Raw genomic sequence first — 15,239 nt, 5'->3', positions numbered from 1 at the left:
GCGCCGGCGCCGCTTGCGGCCCTACTCGATCCAGTGCAGCACGTCCCGCACCACGCACCACCGCGGCTGCTCGTCCTTGTGCAGCTTGCCCAGGATCCAGTAGTCGTAGAGCTGCTCGGCGGCGCCGTTCCGCCGCTTCAGGTTCAGCCACGTGTTGATGAAATGGCGGAACTGCGACCGCTCCGGCACGAAGTAGCAGAGCGGGCTCTTAGCGTTGAATCCCTCGGGTTTGACTACTGCAAACTCGGGGTACTCCAGCGTCCAGGCGGCGCCCTCTTCGGCTGTCGTTGCTAGCACCTCGCCATTCTCCGGCGCACTCTCAAAGAAGTCCCGGGCGCTGTCAAGCTCCACCCGTTCGATGTGAGGCGCGATCCCGTAGTCCTTCAGCGCTCCCCACCCCCAGCCGAGCGACGTGTCGGTCCTGCGGGTCTCGGACGCGAGACCGCCGGCAAGCACCGCCACCGTCAGCGGCGGACCCCCGCGGAGCGCGTCGGCTAGCGCGCCGAGCGACTCGAACTCACGCCGCCGGTGGTCGGGCACAACAAATGCGCTGGTCAGCTCCATGTAGGGATTCATCTCCGGGAGCAGCGCAGCCCGCTCGACGGTCGCCTCCAGCGCGCCCATCGCGACATCGAACCGGTCGTCCTCCAGCCACTCGATCAGTTCGCTCGCCGGGAACAGCACAAACTCGATCGACACCCCCAGGTCGTGCGCCAGCTGGTGCGCCATGTCGATGTCGTAGCCCACGAGGTCGCCGTCCTGGTTCTGGTAGGCGAACGGCAGGCGGTGGGGGTCCACGCCGACACGGATCACGCCCCTCCGCAGGATCCGCGCCATGCGGTCCTCGCCCGGCTGCCTGGGCTCGGGGTTCGGGCCCGCGTCCTCAACCACGACCGCCTCGGCCGGCTCGCCCAAGAGCTGCCGGTCCACGATCAGGCGTCCACGGTCGTAAGAATCTTCGAAGCTGTACTCCAGGAATGACCGCATCGACATCACGGTCACCAGGAACAGCACCGCGGTCACCGCCGCGGCCCGCCCCAGCCGCAGGTAGTTCATCCTGAGCGTGCCCGACAGGCAGCAGATCGCGAGCAGTGAGAACACGAGCAGGTGCATCGTCTTCATCAGGTCGCCGAACCGGCTCGCCACCACACCGGAAGCCAGGTACAGGTTAAAGATGTCCGACGGCAGCTCGGCCAGCTGCAGCAGCAGCGGGATCGAGATCACCGGCTTTGCGAAAGCGCTGAAGAACCCGGTTCCGATCAGTTCGGGCAGCGAGGTTGGGTCGATCCGCGAACCGTAGAACCAGGCGGCGAACGGGATGAACACCAGCCCCACAATCCGCCCGATGTCCGGGAACGGGTACGCGAACTGCACCGCCTCGCTGGGCGCATGGACCACGCTCTTGTCGTACACGCCGTGCCGCGTCATCAGCCGACGCCCCGCCTCGGCGATCATCGGGAGCACAATGAATGTGTTGCCCAGCGCGAACGCCGTGATCAGCACGTCGCGCGACTCGCGCAGGATCTCGCGGTGCGAAAACGGCGTGCTCGCCGCCACCATCGCCGGCAGCACCCAGAAGGTGATCAAGACCGACGCCAGCGCGTACACGAGCAGGTAGCCCTGCAGCAGCTCGAACTTCTCCAGTGACAGCGTGCCCGCGGTGTGACCCGCGATGCCGAACATCCCCAGCGGCGCCAGACGCAGCACCATGTTATTGAGCCGCCCGAGCGCCAGCACCAGCACGTCTAGCGTCTCGATCAGCAGCTCCTTGTTGGGCACCGAGATCAGCGCCACCCCCAGCCCAACCGAGAACAGCACCACCGCCGGCACCAGGTTGTTGGTCAGCGACCAGAACAGGTTCGAAGGGATAAACAGCTCGAGCCAGTCGGTCGTGACCGGCTCCTCTACCAGGCTGGTGCTGAAGAAAGACCCCGCGTCCCACGGCGGGAAGCAGAGCGACATCACCACCAGCACCATGCCGCCCACCGCCCACAGCAGCAGCAGCAGGCTGACCGCCACCCACGCCACGCGGCCGCACTGCTCCGACGACAAGCGGCCGATGTTCGAGGTCAGCGAGATCGCCACGTACGGCAGGATCGCCATCTGCAGCAGGCCGACAAACGCGTCACCGATCCACCCCACCCAGGCGCCGTACTCACCGAAGAACAGCCCCCACGCGACGCCCAGCGTCAAGCCGAGGAGGATTCGTGAGGTCATGCTGCCGCCTGCGAGGACCGGGGATCGTGGTTCAGAGCAGGTGAATTATAGCGTTGGCCCGCCACGCCCTTCCCGCGGCAGCCGCCACAGACCCCAGCCGCGGCAGTCGGCCCGCGCGTTCTGAGGTGGCCTGTGTCAGCTGTGGCGGTTACGCAGCCCACCAAGGCGCGAGAATCAGGCTTACGCAGCAAGGCGGGAGGCTTCCTACGGAAACTTCTTCGCAAGCACCTATGGACCCGTCAGGGGCCTACCTTGGGCTCCCTTGTCACAACAGGGCGCCACGGATCGGCGCCGCCGAACACCTTCTCGATGCTCAACGGCGGCGACTCCTCCCGAGCCCACGGCTCACGCGTGTCCGTGTCGGCGCCGGGGCCGGCATTGCCGCGCTCGCTGTACCGGATCGTCGATGGGTCACGCACGGCCCAGATGTGCCAGCCCTCCGGTCGGACCGCGTCGCCGAGTTCGCAATCGACAAACGCCGTCATCGCGTACGGGCGCCAGGGCCGGCCGAGGTAGACCTTCGCGTCGGGCGCCGCGGTCAGCCGGCAGTTGTGGAAGACGAATCCATAGGGCTGCTCGCGCGGCGTCGACGCCGCGGTGACATACCCGCCGCCGCGGCAGTGGATGCCGCAGTCCTCAAACCACGCGACCGCGCCGCCAAAGATGAAGTCGACATGCCCCTCGATTGTGCACCGTTCGAAGTAGACCCGACCCCGGTTCAAGAACACCGTATCCTGCCAGCCCAAGAGTCGGCAATTTCGGAACACGAGCCGGTCGCCATCGGTGCGGAGCGCCAGCGCCTGTCCGACCGGGCCGGCCGAGTTCTCGATCGTCAGGTTCTCGACCTCGAAGCCGTCGCCATCTATCTGCAGCGTCGGCGTTCTAAACGTGCCGATCGCCTCGCCGTCCGGCCCTTCCATCTTGGCGTGCAGGCCGCCGGTCAGGATCGTCGTGGCCGGGTCGTCGCCCACCAGCCGCAGGTGGCCACGCTCGCGCTGCACGTATACCCGCTCCTCGTACCGACCGGGCTTCACCTGGATCACCCAGGGAGGCCCCGATGCGCGATAGGGAGCGCCGTAGATGGCAGCCTGGATAATCGTGTAGTCGCCACTCCCATCGCCCGCGACTACCGCGTCCGGCGCTTCAGCGCTGACGCGCAGACCAGTCGCGAGCAGGAGTAAGAACGCGACACATACTGCCTGGTCGATAAACGCCTTATTCATTGTTGGTCCTTTCAAGTAGCGTCCGCCGCGCAACTGCTCTGCGATAAGAACGTCTCATTCTAGCCGACCGACTCGCGCCAGGTTCGCCCCGCCGGCCGCATACCGAGGCCCCACTAGCGCAGTCTACCCGCAAGATGAGCCCCCTAGCAGACGCAGCACACCTTCAGCCTTAGTGCCAATCTGGATGAACCAGCTACCCTGAAGGCCCAAGCAGACCGCTGCGAGAGCAGGTTTGTGGACCCTTGCACGTCTAGACTCGCCCTCTGAGCCATTCGGAATGCTCTTCCTCTCTTCTTCGCCAACGTTGTCCGGCTCTCAGGGACTTACACCTCTCGGAAGGCGGCACGTTCAGCCATGCAGGGTCGAAGCGAGACAAGTGGATGCCTCAACCCTGCGTGAACAGATCTCGAGAAGCTGTGGGTCCGACATGAGCCGGCGCCCATGCAAGACGAGTTGCCGGTCGTGAGTCAAAGGACCGTGACGCAGGCGTCGGGCCATCGGATAGGTTTCGCGAGAAGACTGCGCATTGGAGGGTTGCACATTCCACTCGATCGCGGAAGACTAGGCCTTCATATGTCGTATGATTGGACGGAGAGAAGGCACACCGCGCATGGAACAGCATCAATTCATTGACCTGCAGGTGAACGGCTACGGCGGGGTCGACTTCAATTCCGATGGGCTAACCGCCGACCAGCTGCGCCGGGCGTGCGTTCTGCTCCGCGAGCAGGGCACGAGCCAGGTGCTGGCGACCCTGATCACCGACGACCTGGCGGCGATGCGTCGGCGTGCGAAGCGGCTGTCCGGCTTTATTCGCTCGAGTCCGGACGTGGCCCGCACACTGGTCGGCATCCACCTCGAGGGGCCATTCATCAGCCCCGCCGCCGGCTACGTGGGGGCCCACCCGGCGGCGGCGGTGCGGCCGGCTAGCGTCGAGGACGCGAAGCTGCTGATCGACAGCTGCGAAGGGCTGGCCCGGCTGGTCACGCTTGCCCCCGAGCACGACGAGCAGGCCGCGACGACCCACTACTTGGCGGACCAGGGGGTGATCGTCTCGGCCGGGCACTGCAACCCGTCGGCGGATGATCTCGACCGGGCTAGCGACGCCGGGCTGTCGATGTTCACGCACCTGGGGAACGGCTGCCCGCTCGAACTGCCGCGGCACGACAACATCATCCAGCGGGTGTTGAGCCGAGCCGACCGGCTGCGGGTCTGCATGATCGCTGACGGCGTCCACATCCCGTTCTTCGCGCTGAAGAACTACCTGCAAGCCGCCGGCCTTGAGCGGACCATTGTCGTCAGCGACGCCATTGCGGCCGCCGGCTGTGGTGCGGGCGAGTACGAGTTGGCCGGGCAGAGGGTCGTTGTCGACGAGAACCTGGCGACCTGGTCGCAGGACCGTTCGCACCTGGTTGGCTCGGCGCTCAGCCTCCCCCGTGCTTTCCAAAACCTCCGCGAGCAGGTTGGGCTCAGCGAGGCAGACGCCCTGCGGCTGACGGTGGAGAACCCGCGGGCGGCGCTCGAAGGAACTTAGCAATAGCAGCTATAGTCCGCCGCCCGATTTATGATTCCGCGGCGACCGGCCGTGCAGGAGAAGAACCGCCGGCACGCAACACGCAGCGAGGACCGCGGCGGTCGGCGAGGGTGCGGAGGTGGCCGCAGCAGCTGTTGCAGCGGACTCCAATGCGTCGCGCCAGATGGAGTAGTCGGCCGCGTTGACGACCCCATCCTGGTTGCCGTCCGCAGCGCCGGCTCCGCCGTACTGGCTCCGCCACGCGGCGTAGTCATCGCTATCGACGCGGCCGTCGGCGTTGTAGTCGCCTGCCGCCGCAACCGCTGGCGCAAGGTCCCAGTAGTCGACGAAGGGCTGGTAGTCGACGCCGCCGATCTGGTCGCCGTAGTGGGCGGCGATGCTGTTGGCCAATGTATCTAGTCCGGCGAAATCGGGGAACGTCTCGCCAGTCCCGACTTCGGCCGCGTTTAGGCCGATGCGAACCTCGATCGGGAGGTTCTGAACTTCCCAGTCGACGCCCGACCGGATCGAGGACAGCGTGCCGCGCTCGAACGCCATCATCGAAACGCCGTCGAGCGTTTCCGCCACGCCCTGAAACCACGCGTTGCGCTCCGCGGTGTCGTCCCAGCCGATGGACGACGAGCTGTCGAACCAGACGGGCAGGTCCGCGTAGATACGCACGTCGTCGGCGCCGTTCGCGTCGAGCAGCGAGCGGACATCCTGATAGGTGTCGCTCAGCAGGTACAGCATCTGCTTCTTGCCCTGCGGGTCGGCGGACCCCCAGTTGCTTAGTCCCTGTGGCTCAATATCAAGGTGCAGGCTCGGGATCCGCTCGGCCGGGTCGGTGCGGGTGAGGTTGTAGTTAATGAGCCTGGTGTAGACGTGTGCGAGCAGCGACGAGCGGTTCTCCGGAAAGATCCAGGTGTTCGCGCCCAGCAGCATCTGCGGCTCTACGCCGCGTGCGTTCAGGCTCGATAGCCAGCCGGCAACCTTGTCAGGTTCGCTCAGGGGAAGGTTGCCGAGGCTTAGGTAAAGGCGATCAAAGTTGTTCGCGGCGACGTGGGCGAGCACCTCCTGCTGGCGGACCGGGTCGCCGATGACGTTCTCCGACCCGTAAGGGTGCGACTCCGCCCGCCACATCCACGCCGACCGTGGCGCCGCCGGGGCGGTCGTCGCTGTCAGACCGAAGACTAGAATCAACGCAGAGCAGGCTCGGACGCGGCGCGTCGTTGCAGCTGGTCGGTTTGGTAAAGTCCAACGGGACGTCATACGAACGCTTCGCTATCGCTGCTTCTGGCTGGTGAGCTTCAACTCGAAGTCGTTCTCGGCGCCCGGGCGGACCTCTACCAACAGCCCGGAGGTCATCTTGCTGGCGTACCGGTCCGGCACAAGGGACCGGACCGGCTGCGTGGGCGGCTTCTCGAAGTGCTGGCTCGCGTCCTCGCCGGTCTGGGCGATCACGGCCACGCGGTGCTCGCCGACGATGGCGCCGTCCGCGTCTTCGAAGGTAGAGAGCACAAACCGGCCCTCGGCGTCGAGCTCGCCCTGTGCGGGCCACCCCTGCTCGGGCGTGAACACGACGCTGCCGCTGGTTACCGGCTTGCCATCAAGCGTCACCACGCCGGACGCCGCCGCGGTTTCAAACTCACGCCCGCCGCAGCCAATGGCGAAGGTGAACGCAATCAGCGTTAAGCAGATGAACGGCGACGGGGTGTCAGGTCGGGTGCGCATAGGGAATGGGGTGTCGTCCACGGAAGCGGGGCCAGAGGGGTCCAAGGCGATGGTTTCGCCGGCGGTTGCTACTCTTCCGCCAGGACCTCTTCTCCGCTGCGGCTGGCCATGGCGTAGTAGGCGTTCTCTTCGATGCTCTCGTTGATGAGCCGCGCGGAGCCGTCGGCAAACGAGAAGTGCACGCCACCGGGGTGGGCGCTGTTGAACGACAGGTCGTTCTCGCGGATCCGCAGCTTCGGCTCGTCGCTGGCGCGTTGCCGCGTGGCGTACTTCATCGGCCAGAAGACGTTCTTGCCGGAGTAGACCCAGCCGCTGCCGTCCGTCGGGTCGGCGACGCCGGCCATCCACGTGCGGGCGGAACCGATGTCGCCGGCCAACTCGCCGAGCACGGCGGTCTTGCTCGTCCCGTCGGTGATGTGCCGGAACTTGGTCTTGCTCATCACGTACATAACTCCGCCGGACGCGGTTCCACCTGTCGAGCAACCCAGCACGGGGTCCACCGGGCATAGGCTGTCTTCACTGGACGAACCGGAGCACGCGAACTTGCAGCCCATCACGGCGCCGTAGTGGCCCCGCAGCGCCGAGTCCTCGATGCTGGTGACGCCCGATACGCCGAGGTTGGTCGGTTCGTACTCGGGGTTCGACGGGCACTTGAACGCGTCGATCGGCGTGGCGTACGCGGCGACGATGTTGGGGTCGTCCTTGTTGTCCCACGGCGCGTCGAGCGACGGCCCCAGCTCCGGATTGAAGTCCAGCAGCCCACTAACTGCGAGCTCTTCGTGGAACGGCAGGATCTGCGCGAGGTGGCTGTAGCCGGACTCGTCCGCTGCCGACGGGAACCGACCGTAGGTGTCCGAGTGCAGCTGGCAGGCAAAGCCGACCTGGCGGATCTGATTCAGGCACTGGGACCGGCGGGCCGCCTCCCGCGCCGACTGCACGGCGGGGAGCAACAACGCGATCAAAACTCCAATGATCGCGATGACGACCAGCAGCTCGACCAGGGTGAATCCGGTTGACCTGACTCTCGACTCAGCTCCGGGCATTACGTTACTCCATAGAAACGCGAGGGACTGACCGACACGCACGCTTGAGAGCGCGTCTCAAACGCGGCTTGAAGGTCTCACTACGAGCCCTTCCACAGCCTCAGTTTCAGGCGAAGCCGCCACATCGCCTCCTCTGGATGCACCCGACAGGAGGGGCGAATCCGCCACCGCTCGCAAAGTGCATTCAGTTTTGATAATGTATTCTTAACAGCGGGTCAAGCAGAATCCAGCGTCCCCCTCCCGCAAAATGGAGACCGCGGCCACAACTAATCCGCGCCAGTGCGGGCGCCGATGAAGCTTCGAGAGTGAACCCCTGCAGGGCGCCAAGGCGTTTCTGAATTGCGGCGAGTACGATGCTCGGAGTAGCATAGAGATGAGCGTTACGCCTGATATCCGTGTTCAAAACCCCCGACACCGATTGTCCGAAGCCGGCCACGCGGTGTCGCAGCGGTTCCTCATCCATTTCCCGGGTGGCAGATAGCGTAGGAAGAGAATGAGTCGTCTGGAACTGAGTTCGACGAAGGTTTTTCGGTCGCAACGGTACCCATCGGTGCAGGCGATCGTTGAGGTTGACCGCGACGCCAACCGCTCGCTCGCCGACAAGGCGGGCGACCTTATTCTCGGGAAGATCATCTCGGGCGAGTTCGCCGCTGGGCACCGCCTGAAGTCCACCGAACTCAGCGAGCAGCTGGGCATGAGCCGCACGCCGGTCACCAAGGCCATGGCGAAGCTTTCGTCGGAAGGGATCCTGGCGCAGCCGAACAACCTGCAAGCGATCGTCACCCCCGAGGCGTGCGAGTGGCTGGTGCAAACCCACGAGTTGCGTCAGCTGCTGGAGCCGGCCGCCGCGGAGCGTGCGGCGGGCAACGTGCCCGACGATGTGCTGGACGACCTGCGCACTCTGGCCCGCGATGCCGAAGAGTCGGGCGGCCAGTTGTGGGAGGAAGCCGCCAAGTACTTCGACTTCGCGCTGCACCTGTCGCTGGCCGACTACTGCGGCAACGTGCCGATCAAGGTTTCGATCCGCAGGTGCTGGAAGTTCAAGATGCTCTCTTACGACCTCTCGGAGGGCTGCCGATCGAGCCTGCTGCAGGAGTACGAGCAGCACCTTGCAATCCTGTCGGCGATCGCCCGCGGCCACGGCAAGCGGGCCCGCAAGGAGATGGCGAACCACCTGCAGGCGGCGTCGGTCGAGCGTTTCTCGGAGCGTGTCATCTGATCCGCCGACCCCTGCGGGCTGAGCACGCCGCTTCTGCCGACGGGCGTTGACCACGAGATTGCATGCACTACGATGCCTGCATGCATTCTGGCCCACGGGGCCGGAGCGTCGCCGGTCGAACGAACCAGCCTAGGCATCACGGCATGATCAAGCACATCCGCAGGCTGGGGCCCGCCATTATTCTGGCGTCCATCGTTCTCGGCCCTGGGAGCATCTTGGCAAGCTCTAAGGTGGGCTGTCAGTACGGGTACGAATTCCTGTGGGTCACGCTGACCGCCACCCTGCTCATGATCGGGCTAACGGCGGTCGGCGCGCTGATCGGCATCACTGTGGCCGGCACGCCCTGCGGCGAGGTCGCGGGCCGCTTCGGCCGCGCGGCCGCCGTGGCAGTGGGCGTGACGCTGTTTCTTATCGTCGCGTTGTTTCAGGCGTCCAACAACATCGCGGTGCTGGCCTCGCTGGAGTCGTTCTTGGGCATGACCGGCGGGGCGCGGTCTCCTGTGGTTGATGTCGTGGTGCTCGGGGGGCTGAACGCGCTCATCGTCGCGGTGCTGTTCGGGTTTCGAGAAACCTACCGCCCGCTGGAGAAGCTGATGAGCGTGATGGTGATCGCGATGTTCGCCGGGTTCACAGTCAACCTGTTGCTGGCCAAGCCATCACTGAGTGGAATGATCGCCGGGCTGACGCCAGGGTTTCCAGCAGGGCAAGAAACGCCACGGTTCCTGCCGTTCCTGCGCGACGGCGTCTTGACCGACGACCTGTGGGCGGTGCAGGCGCTCGTGGCGACGACGCTGTCTGTGGCGGCGGCGTTCTTCCAGCCGTACCTGGTGCGAGAGAAGAACTGGTCGACCGGGCAGGCGAGAATAGCACTAACCGACACGGCCGTTGGCATCGCTATCCTGGGCGTCATCTCGGGGATCGTGATGGCCACCAGCGCAGCGGCGCTGCACGGCAAGGTCGATCCGGACGCCCTGCGGTCGGCCGGCGACGTGGCCGAGCAGCTGCGTCCGCTCTTCGGCGACCAAGCGACCCTGGTGCTCTCGTTGGGGATCTTGGCGGCCGCGTTCAGTTCATTCCTGGGAAACGCGTTGGTCGGCGGGGTCGTGCTGTCCGACTCCCTGGGTTTGGGCTCCTCGCTGGGCGGCCGCTGGCCACGGTTGCTGACGGTCGCGGCGCTCGGGCTGGGCTTCCTCGGCGCAGCCGCGTCCACGCTCACCTCGCTCAGCGTGGTGCAACTGGTCGTTGTGGCGCAGGCGTTGACCGTGCTGGGGGTCCCGCTGCTGTCGGTGGTGATGCTGTGGCTGGCCGGGCGGATCGCTTCGCCGGCCAAGCCGCTGCTGATCGGCCTGACGGCGCTCGCGACCCTAGTCGTGTGCGCGCTCGCGGTCCGCACGGCCTGGCGGATCGTTCTGACGCTCGCGTAAACCAACGTCGCGTTGCCTACTGGTCCCGCTGGGCGGCTTCGTCGATGACCGACTGGACCGATACCGGCCGCCCGCCCTGGCGGTGGCTTTCGTCCGCGGCCTCCATCATCGCGAGGATCTCCAGCGTCTCGCTGGGCTGGACGGGGGCTTCGCCGCCGTCGAAGAACTCGCAGATGCTCTCCACCAGCGCGTCGTAGCCGTGGAAGCCGTGGGTGCTGACCGTCTTGCGCTCGCCGTAGATCGTGTAGGAGTAAACCGGCTTCTGAGTCGCCAGGGCCCAGACGATGCCGCGGCGGCCGTCCCGCCACGTACCGACAACCAGGGCGCCGTCAGCGGTGTCTTGCCGGATCACGCTCTCGCAACCGGGGCCCAGGATCGCGTACAGCGCTTCGACGCCGTGGATGCCGTACCAGAACAGGTCGGGGTGGTGCGGCTCGGTCTTGTAGGGGGTGGAGGTCGCCGCCCCCATGACCCGGCCGAGGTCGGGCGTGTCGCGGAGCGCGTCAAGCTTGGCGCTAAACCGGAGCGGCGATGAAGAGAAGAACCGGGTGTCGGTCTTCTTGGCCACCTCCATCAGCTCCACGAAGTCGGCGACCGATGCGGTGGCCGGCTTGTCGATGAACACCGGCTTGCCGGTCGCCACCCGGCGGAACAGCTCCAGGTGCGTGCGTCCGTCCACGCTCTCCAGCAGCACCGCGTCGGCCCGGTCAGCTGCTTCCTCGGGCGAGTCGACAACCTCGACGCCCATCTCCGCGAGTTGGTCAGTGAACATTCCGACGCGGTCTCGGCTTGCGGGGATGTCGTCACTCCCGCCCGGGTACACGGCGACCACCCGGTAGCGTGCCAAAGCCCCGGTTGCGGCGGGGTCGTTGATCAGCTTGGCGAACGCCACGCTGTGGCTCGTGTCGGCGCCGATGATCGCGACCCGCTTGGTTGCCGGCTGCGCCGGCTCGGCACACCGCCCGGTTGCGGCGGGCGAGAGCAGCAACGCCCCAATGGCGGTGGCAACAAAGCAGTACGTATCGGCTCGGTTCAGGATGAACATGGTTCGGCCCACGAATTCTGGAAAGGAGTCTTGGAATTGAGTCTTTACGCTACGCTCCTCCGAACAGGAGCACCGGGGTGTTGCCCCGTTCTGAGCGCTCCGCTCGGACTATCCAACAGTCAACTCAGTGGAACCACAACGCCACGACGGGCTCGACGCATCCGCGCCTGCGGCAGCATCGCCTTTGATTGATACTTGTCTCGCCATCGTGGTTCCGCTCTGGCGCCCTCGCACCCCCGCCGGCCTGGGTTTTGACCGATTCGTTTTGTCCAAAAACACGCGTGGAGGGGACAAAACTCGGCGCCTATCTTCGCCTTGGTCTTCGTAAGTGCTTGTAGATCAATGTCATACGGTGCCTGCCTCCGAAACAGGCGCCAGGGTTTTGTCCGATCGCCGCCGCGAAACGGGACACAGCGGACCAAATCAACCACGCGAGCGGCCGCTCACCCAACAGCGCAGCAGCAACCGGGCCCGCCCGCTGCCGCGGTGGGCCTTCCCTGGATGCGTGTACGTAAGTTCACATGCCATTAAACCACACCAAGTGGCCGGTTCCCACAAGAATCCCCCTGCGCAACCATCGGCGACAGCCGCTGGATTCTGGACAGCCAGCGGTCGGGCGCTTCTCACCTGAACGCCGTGCTCCATCTGCGATCCAGCCATGTATCGTCTGCGCCCACCCAGCTTCTCGCTCAGCGCCTCCATTCCCCTGTGGGCGTTATCGCTGAAGCAACGGTCACGGCGCCCGGGGCAGCCGCGGCTATCCGGGGGACGCCGGCGGGTCGAAATCCGTCGTGCGCCCCAGAATTGCATTGCATCCAGATTGCCTTAGTGTATACATTAGGCCTGCGGGGGGAAGGTTGTCGAGCGTTAGGTCTTCCCGCCGAATCACGGGCGAAACGCCGGTTGAGCGAGCGTGGCAGATCGCACAGGACTCTTGTTGGTGCGGTTGCTTGACTGGCGGCGGGCTCGGATAGGGCGGATAGGAGTCCAGCGAATCGGGGCGTTTGCTGCTGCACACCCCGAGGCGGCTTGGACGCGCGAAAGGCGAGGTGCGATACCCGGGCGTTATCCCATTCACTTTCTTCTACTGCGAGCCGAACCAATGCCGAAGACACCCTCCGACGAGCATCTGACCACCAGCCCAGCGGGCCACGCCCGCCCCTCCTACTGGGACGCGATCACCGCCCACTGCGCGTCGTACGCCGACTACAGCAAGCGGCTGGCTAGCTACACCGCGGCGGCCGGTCTGGGGGCGTTCTCGATGGGCCAGACGGCCGAAGCGGCGATCGTGCACGTCGACCTTGGCGACGGCATCGCCCACAACGAGGCGGGTTCCTTCACCGACCTCGACCTCGACACCAACGGCACGGTCGACTTTGTGTTCGGCCAGGCGACGCTGTCCTACAGCGGCGTGCGGATGTCGGTGTTCGGCAATCCCCTGTTCGCGCCGGAGGCCCGCCTGCCGCTCGACGAGCTGTCACAGAACTACACGAACACCGAGAACGGGAACCCCTACTACATCCGCTCGTTCCAGTCGGGCGATGTGATCGGCCCCGGCGCCCAGCAGCCGCTCAACGGCGCCTACCCCAACTACACCGGCATTGTCTCGACCAACACGAGCAACTTCCGGAACGACTCGGAGCCGCAGTACTGGGGGTTTGGCCTCAACATCAACGGCGAGATCCACTACGGCTGGGGCCGCCTGACGACCTTCAACGACGGCGGTTCGCCCGCTCAGTACACCGCCGTGCTGCACGAGTACGCCTACCAGAGCGAGCCGGACGTCGCGATCGTCGCGGGCGTGGTCCCCGAGGCGAGCTCGCTGGCGTTGCTGGCCGCCGGTTTCGGCGGCCTCGGCCTGGCCGCTAAACGCAAGCGGGCGGCGGCCTAGCGCTGGCGCCGTGTCGCCCGGGTCGATTAGGTCTGGCCCGCGACAGATTCGAAAGCGGAGGCCCCTCCCCCGCGGGAGGGCCTCCCGCTTCCGGTTGTTTTTCTTGCCTCCCTTGGTTCCACCACCTTCATGGCGCCGACGAGCAGCTCAACACAGCGTAAAGTGCTCCTGGTGGGGTGGGCCGGCGCCAACTGGCAGGCGCTTCAGCCGCTGCTTGACGCCGGCGCCATGCCGGCCCTGAACGCCCTGCGGACGGCGGGCGCGTGGGGCAACCTGGCCCCTATAAAGCCCTGCGTGCCGCCCATGCTGTGGACCTCGCTGTCCACCGGTACGCGGGCCGACAAACACGGCGTCTGCAGCTTCTTCGAGCCCACGGATGAAGGGACGGGATTGTCCCGCGTGGCGGCCGCACAGGTCCGACGGCCGACCGTTTGGAACGCGTTGTCGACCGACAAACAGAGTTCCGTTGTCGTCAATTGGCCCGCAACGGCTGGTGGGGAGCAACCGCACGCTTTCGTCGCCAGCGACGAGTACTTCCGCCAAATTCATTCAGCGACGCAGGCTCGCCGCGACTCTCAATACACGAACGGTCGCCTCGCCAAGCACGTCATCGAATGCCGCTGCGCGGCAGGAGACTCCGCGGACGAGCGCTTCGGGCGGGTGCTCGACGCATTGTGCCACGTCCATTCGGTCGCCTGCGGCTTAGTCGAGGAACAGCCCTGGCGTCTGGCGGCGGTATGCTACCCCGCCGTACAAGAGCTGGTTGACTGCTCACCGAATCCGTTGACGCGGGCTGAGCTCACGCGGTCCGCCTGGCGTCTTCTCGACGCGATGCTCGCTGAGCTGATGTCTGCCGCGGGTGAGGCGGTTAACTTGATCGTCGCCAGCCCGTGCGGCGACGCCGGCGCGTCGACGCCGCTTGCTCAGATGGGCATCCTGGCGGCGGTGGGGCCGAGCATCGAGCCCGAGCGACAGGTCTACGGCGCGACAATCCTCGACATCGCCCCGACGGTGCGACGGCTCTTGCGGTTGAAGCCCGACTCCGCCGCAGACGGCCGCGTGCTCAGCGACATGCTCTGCCAGGAAGCCGCCGACCGCCGATCCCCCTACGATCTCACCCCGCGCGATGCCGCCGCCGACGCGCCGCGTGGCGCCGAATGCCGGAGGAGTTCCTTCGAGGTTGCTCCAGAGGTGGTCTCCGCCGACGAGTCTCAGCTGGAACTGGTGCGTTGGAACCAGCGGCTCAATCTGGCGCACGCGCTGCACGACAGCAACCGTGTCACCGACGCCATCGCGTGTTGGCGGACGCTCTGGGAAGAACGCCCAGCGGAGCCGGCCTACGGGGTCAACCTGGCGAGCTGCCTGCTTCGTGACCGGCGCCTGGACGAATGCCGCGGTGTGATCGAGCGTCTGCCGAAGTCCGAGCGTGAGGGCGTGGAGGTGCAGCTGCTGCTTACGCGGTTGGCGCTCGCCAGCAAGGACATCGCAGAGGCCTCCGCCCTTGCGATGGAGCTATCCGCCCGACGCGAAGCAGACCCGCACACGCTCGGCGAGGCCGCCAGCGTGCTGCTGGAGTGCGGTCACCCCGACGCCGCCGAGGCGGCGCTGCGCCGCGCGATCGAGATCGCGTCAGGCAACGCCGCCGCCCATGTCGGGCTGGCACGCGTGTGGTGGCAGCGTGACGACGCCGAGCAAACCGCCGCCGAGGCCCGCAAGGCCCTCGCGATCGCCCCGGCGTACGCCGAGGCACGATTCCTGCTCGCCGAGGCGTTACACCGTGCGGGCCGCGAGCGGGAAGCGATCCCCGAGTTCGAGCGGTGCCTACGCGACCAGTGGCGAACCAGCGACGCCCACTCGCACCTCGCCGGCCTGTACGCCAAACGGGATGCGGCAATGGCGGTGCGACACCGAGAGCTGGCGGGCGTTTAGCCCGACA

11 protein-coding genes are annotated in these 15,239 nt (G+C 66.2%); 5 read left to right on the top strand and 6 right to left on the bottom strand.

Features of this window, described 5'->3' with window-relative positions; translation table 11 throughout:
- Window positions 1-21 precede the first annotated feature (21 nt).
- Together KOR34_RS06840 and KOR34_RS06835 are read right to left on the bottom strand one after the other, a co-directional pair.
- A complete protein-coding gene (locus KOR34_RS06840) occupies window positions 22-2,217 on the bottom strand; it encodes a cation:dicarboxylate symporter family transporter (RefSeq protein WP_146563404.1) in 2,196 nt (731 codons plus the stop codon).
- A 239-nt stretch (window positions 2,218-2,456) separates the two neighbouring features.
- Entirely contained in the window at window positions 2,457-3,440 is a 984-nt protein-coding gene (locus KOR34_RS06835) for a pectinesterase family protein (RefSeq protein WP_146563402.1), read from the bottom strand.
- A 610-nt stretch (window positions 3,441-4,050) separates the two neighbouring features.
- Here KOR34_RS06835 and KOR34_RS06830 point away from each other — a divergent pair.
- Window positions 4,051-4,971, top strand: a complete 921-nt coding sequence (locus KOR34_RS06830) for an N-acetylglucosamine-6-phosphate deacetylase (RefSeq protein WP_146563401.1) — start codon at window positions 4,051-4,053, stop codon at window positions 4,969-4,971.
- Between the two features lie 9 nt (window positions 4,972-4,980).
- On the opposite strand, the gene KOR34_RS06825 is transcribed toward KOR34_RS06830, so the two are convergent.
- From KOR34_RS06825 to KOR34_RS06815, 3 genes are all read right to left on the bottom strand, one after another.
- On the bottom strand, window positions 4,981-6,150 hold the full coding sequence (locus KOR34_RS06825) for a hypothetical protein (RefSeq protein WP_146563399.1): 1,170 nt from the start codon (window positions 6,148-6,150) through the stop codon (window positions 4,981-4,983).
- A gap of 81 nt (window positions 6,151-6,231) precedes the next feature.
- On the bottom strand, window positions 6,232-6,681 hold the full coding sequence (locus tag KOR34_RS06820; protein WP_146563397.1) for a hypothetical protein: 450 nt from the start codon (window positions 6,679-6,681) through the stop codon (window positions 6,232-6,234).
- 68 nt (window positions 6,682-6,749) lie between these two features.
- A complete protein-coding gene (locus KOR34_RS06815) occupies window positions 6,750-7,724 on the bottom strand; it encodes a DUF1559 domain-containing protein (RefSeq protein WP_146565868.1) in 975 nt (324 codons plus the stop codon).
- Between the two features lie 493 nt (window positions 7,725-8,217).
- On the opposite strand from KOR34_RS06815, the gene KOR34_RS06810 reads away from it, so the two are divergent.
- A complete protein-coding gene (locus KOR34_RS06810) occupies window positions 8,218-8,943 on the top strand; it encodes a GntR family transcriptional regulator (protein ID WP_146563395.1) in 726 nt (241 codons plus the stop codon).
- 143 nt (window positions 8,944-9,086) lie between these two features.
- Window positions 9,087-10,367, top strand: coding sequence for an NRAMP family divalent metal transporter (locus tag KOR34_RS06805; protein ID WP_197531202.1), 1,281 nt, complete (start codon window positions 9,087-9,089; stop codon window positions 10,365-10,367).
- Window positions 10,368-10,383: 16 nt separating this feature from the next.
- Here KOR34_RS06805 and KOR34_RS06800 read toward each other — a convergent pair whose 3' ends face one another.
- Window positions 10,384-11,412 carry a Gfo/Idh/MocA family protein gene (locus KOR34_RS06800; protein ID WP_146563391.1) on the bottom strand — a complete coding sequence of 343 codons (1,029 nt, stop codon included), beginning with the start codon at window positions 11,410-11,412 and terminating at the stop codon, window positions 10,384-10,386.
- Window positions 11,413-12,514: 1,102 nt separating this feature from the next.
- Between KOR34_RS06800 and KOR34_RS06795 the strand changes: the two genes are divergently transcribed.
- Both KOR34_RS06795 and KOR34_RS06790 read left to right on the top strand, forming a co-directional pair.
- Window positions 12,515-13,303 carry a PEP-CTERM sorting domain-containing protein gene (locus tag KOR34_RS06795; RefSeq protein WP_146563389.1) on the top strand — a complete coding sequence of 263 codons (789 nt, stop codon included), beginning with the start codon at window positions 12,515-12,517 and terminating at the stop codon, window positions 13,301-13,303.
- Window positions 13,304-13,432: 129 nt separating this feature from the next.
- A complete protein-coding gene (locus KOR34_RS06790) occupies window positions 13,433-15,232 on the top strand; it encodes an alkaline phosphatase family protein (RefSeq protein WP_146563388.1) in 1,800 nt (599 codons plus the stop codon).
- Window positions 15,233-15,239: the final 7 nt, after the last annotated feature.

The organism is Posidoniimonas corsicana (assembly GCF_007859765.1).
Taxonomy (GTDB): domain Bacteria; phylum Planctomycetota; class Planctomycetia; order Pirellulales; family Lacipirellulaceae; genus Posidoniimonas; species Posidoniimonas corsicana.
This window is presented reverse-complemented; position numbering and strand designations above follow the sequence as displayed.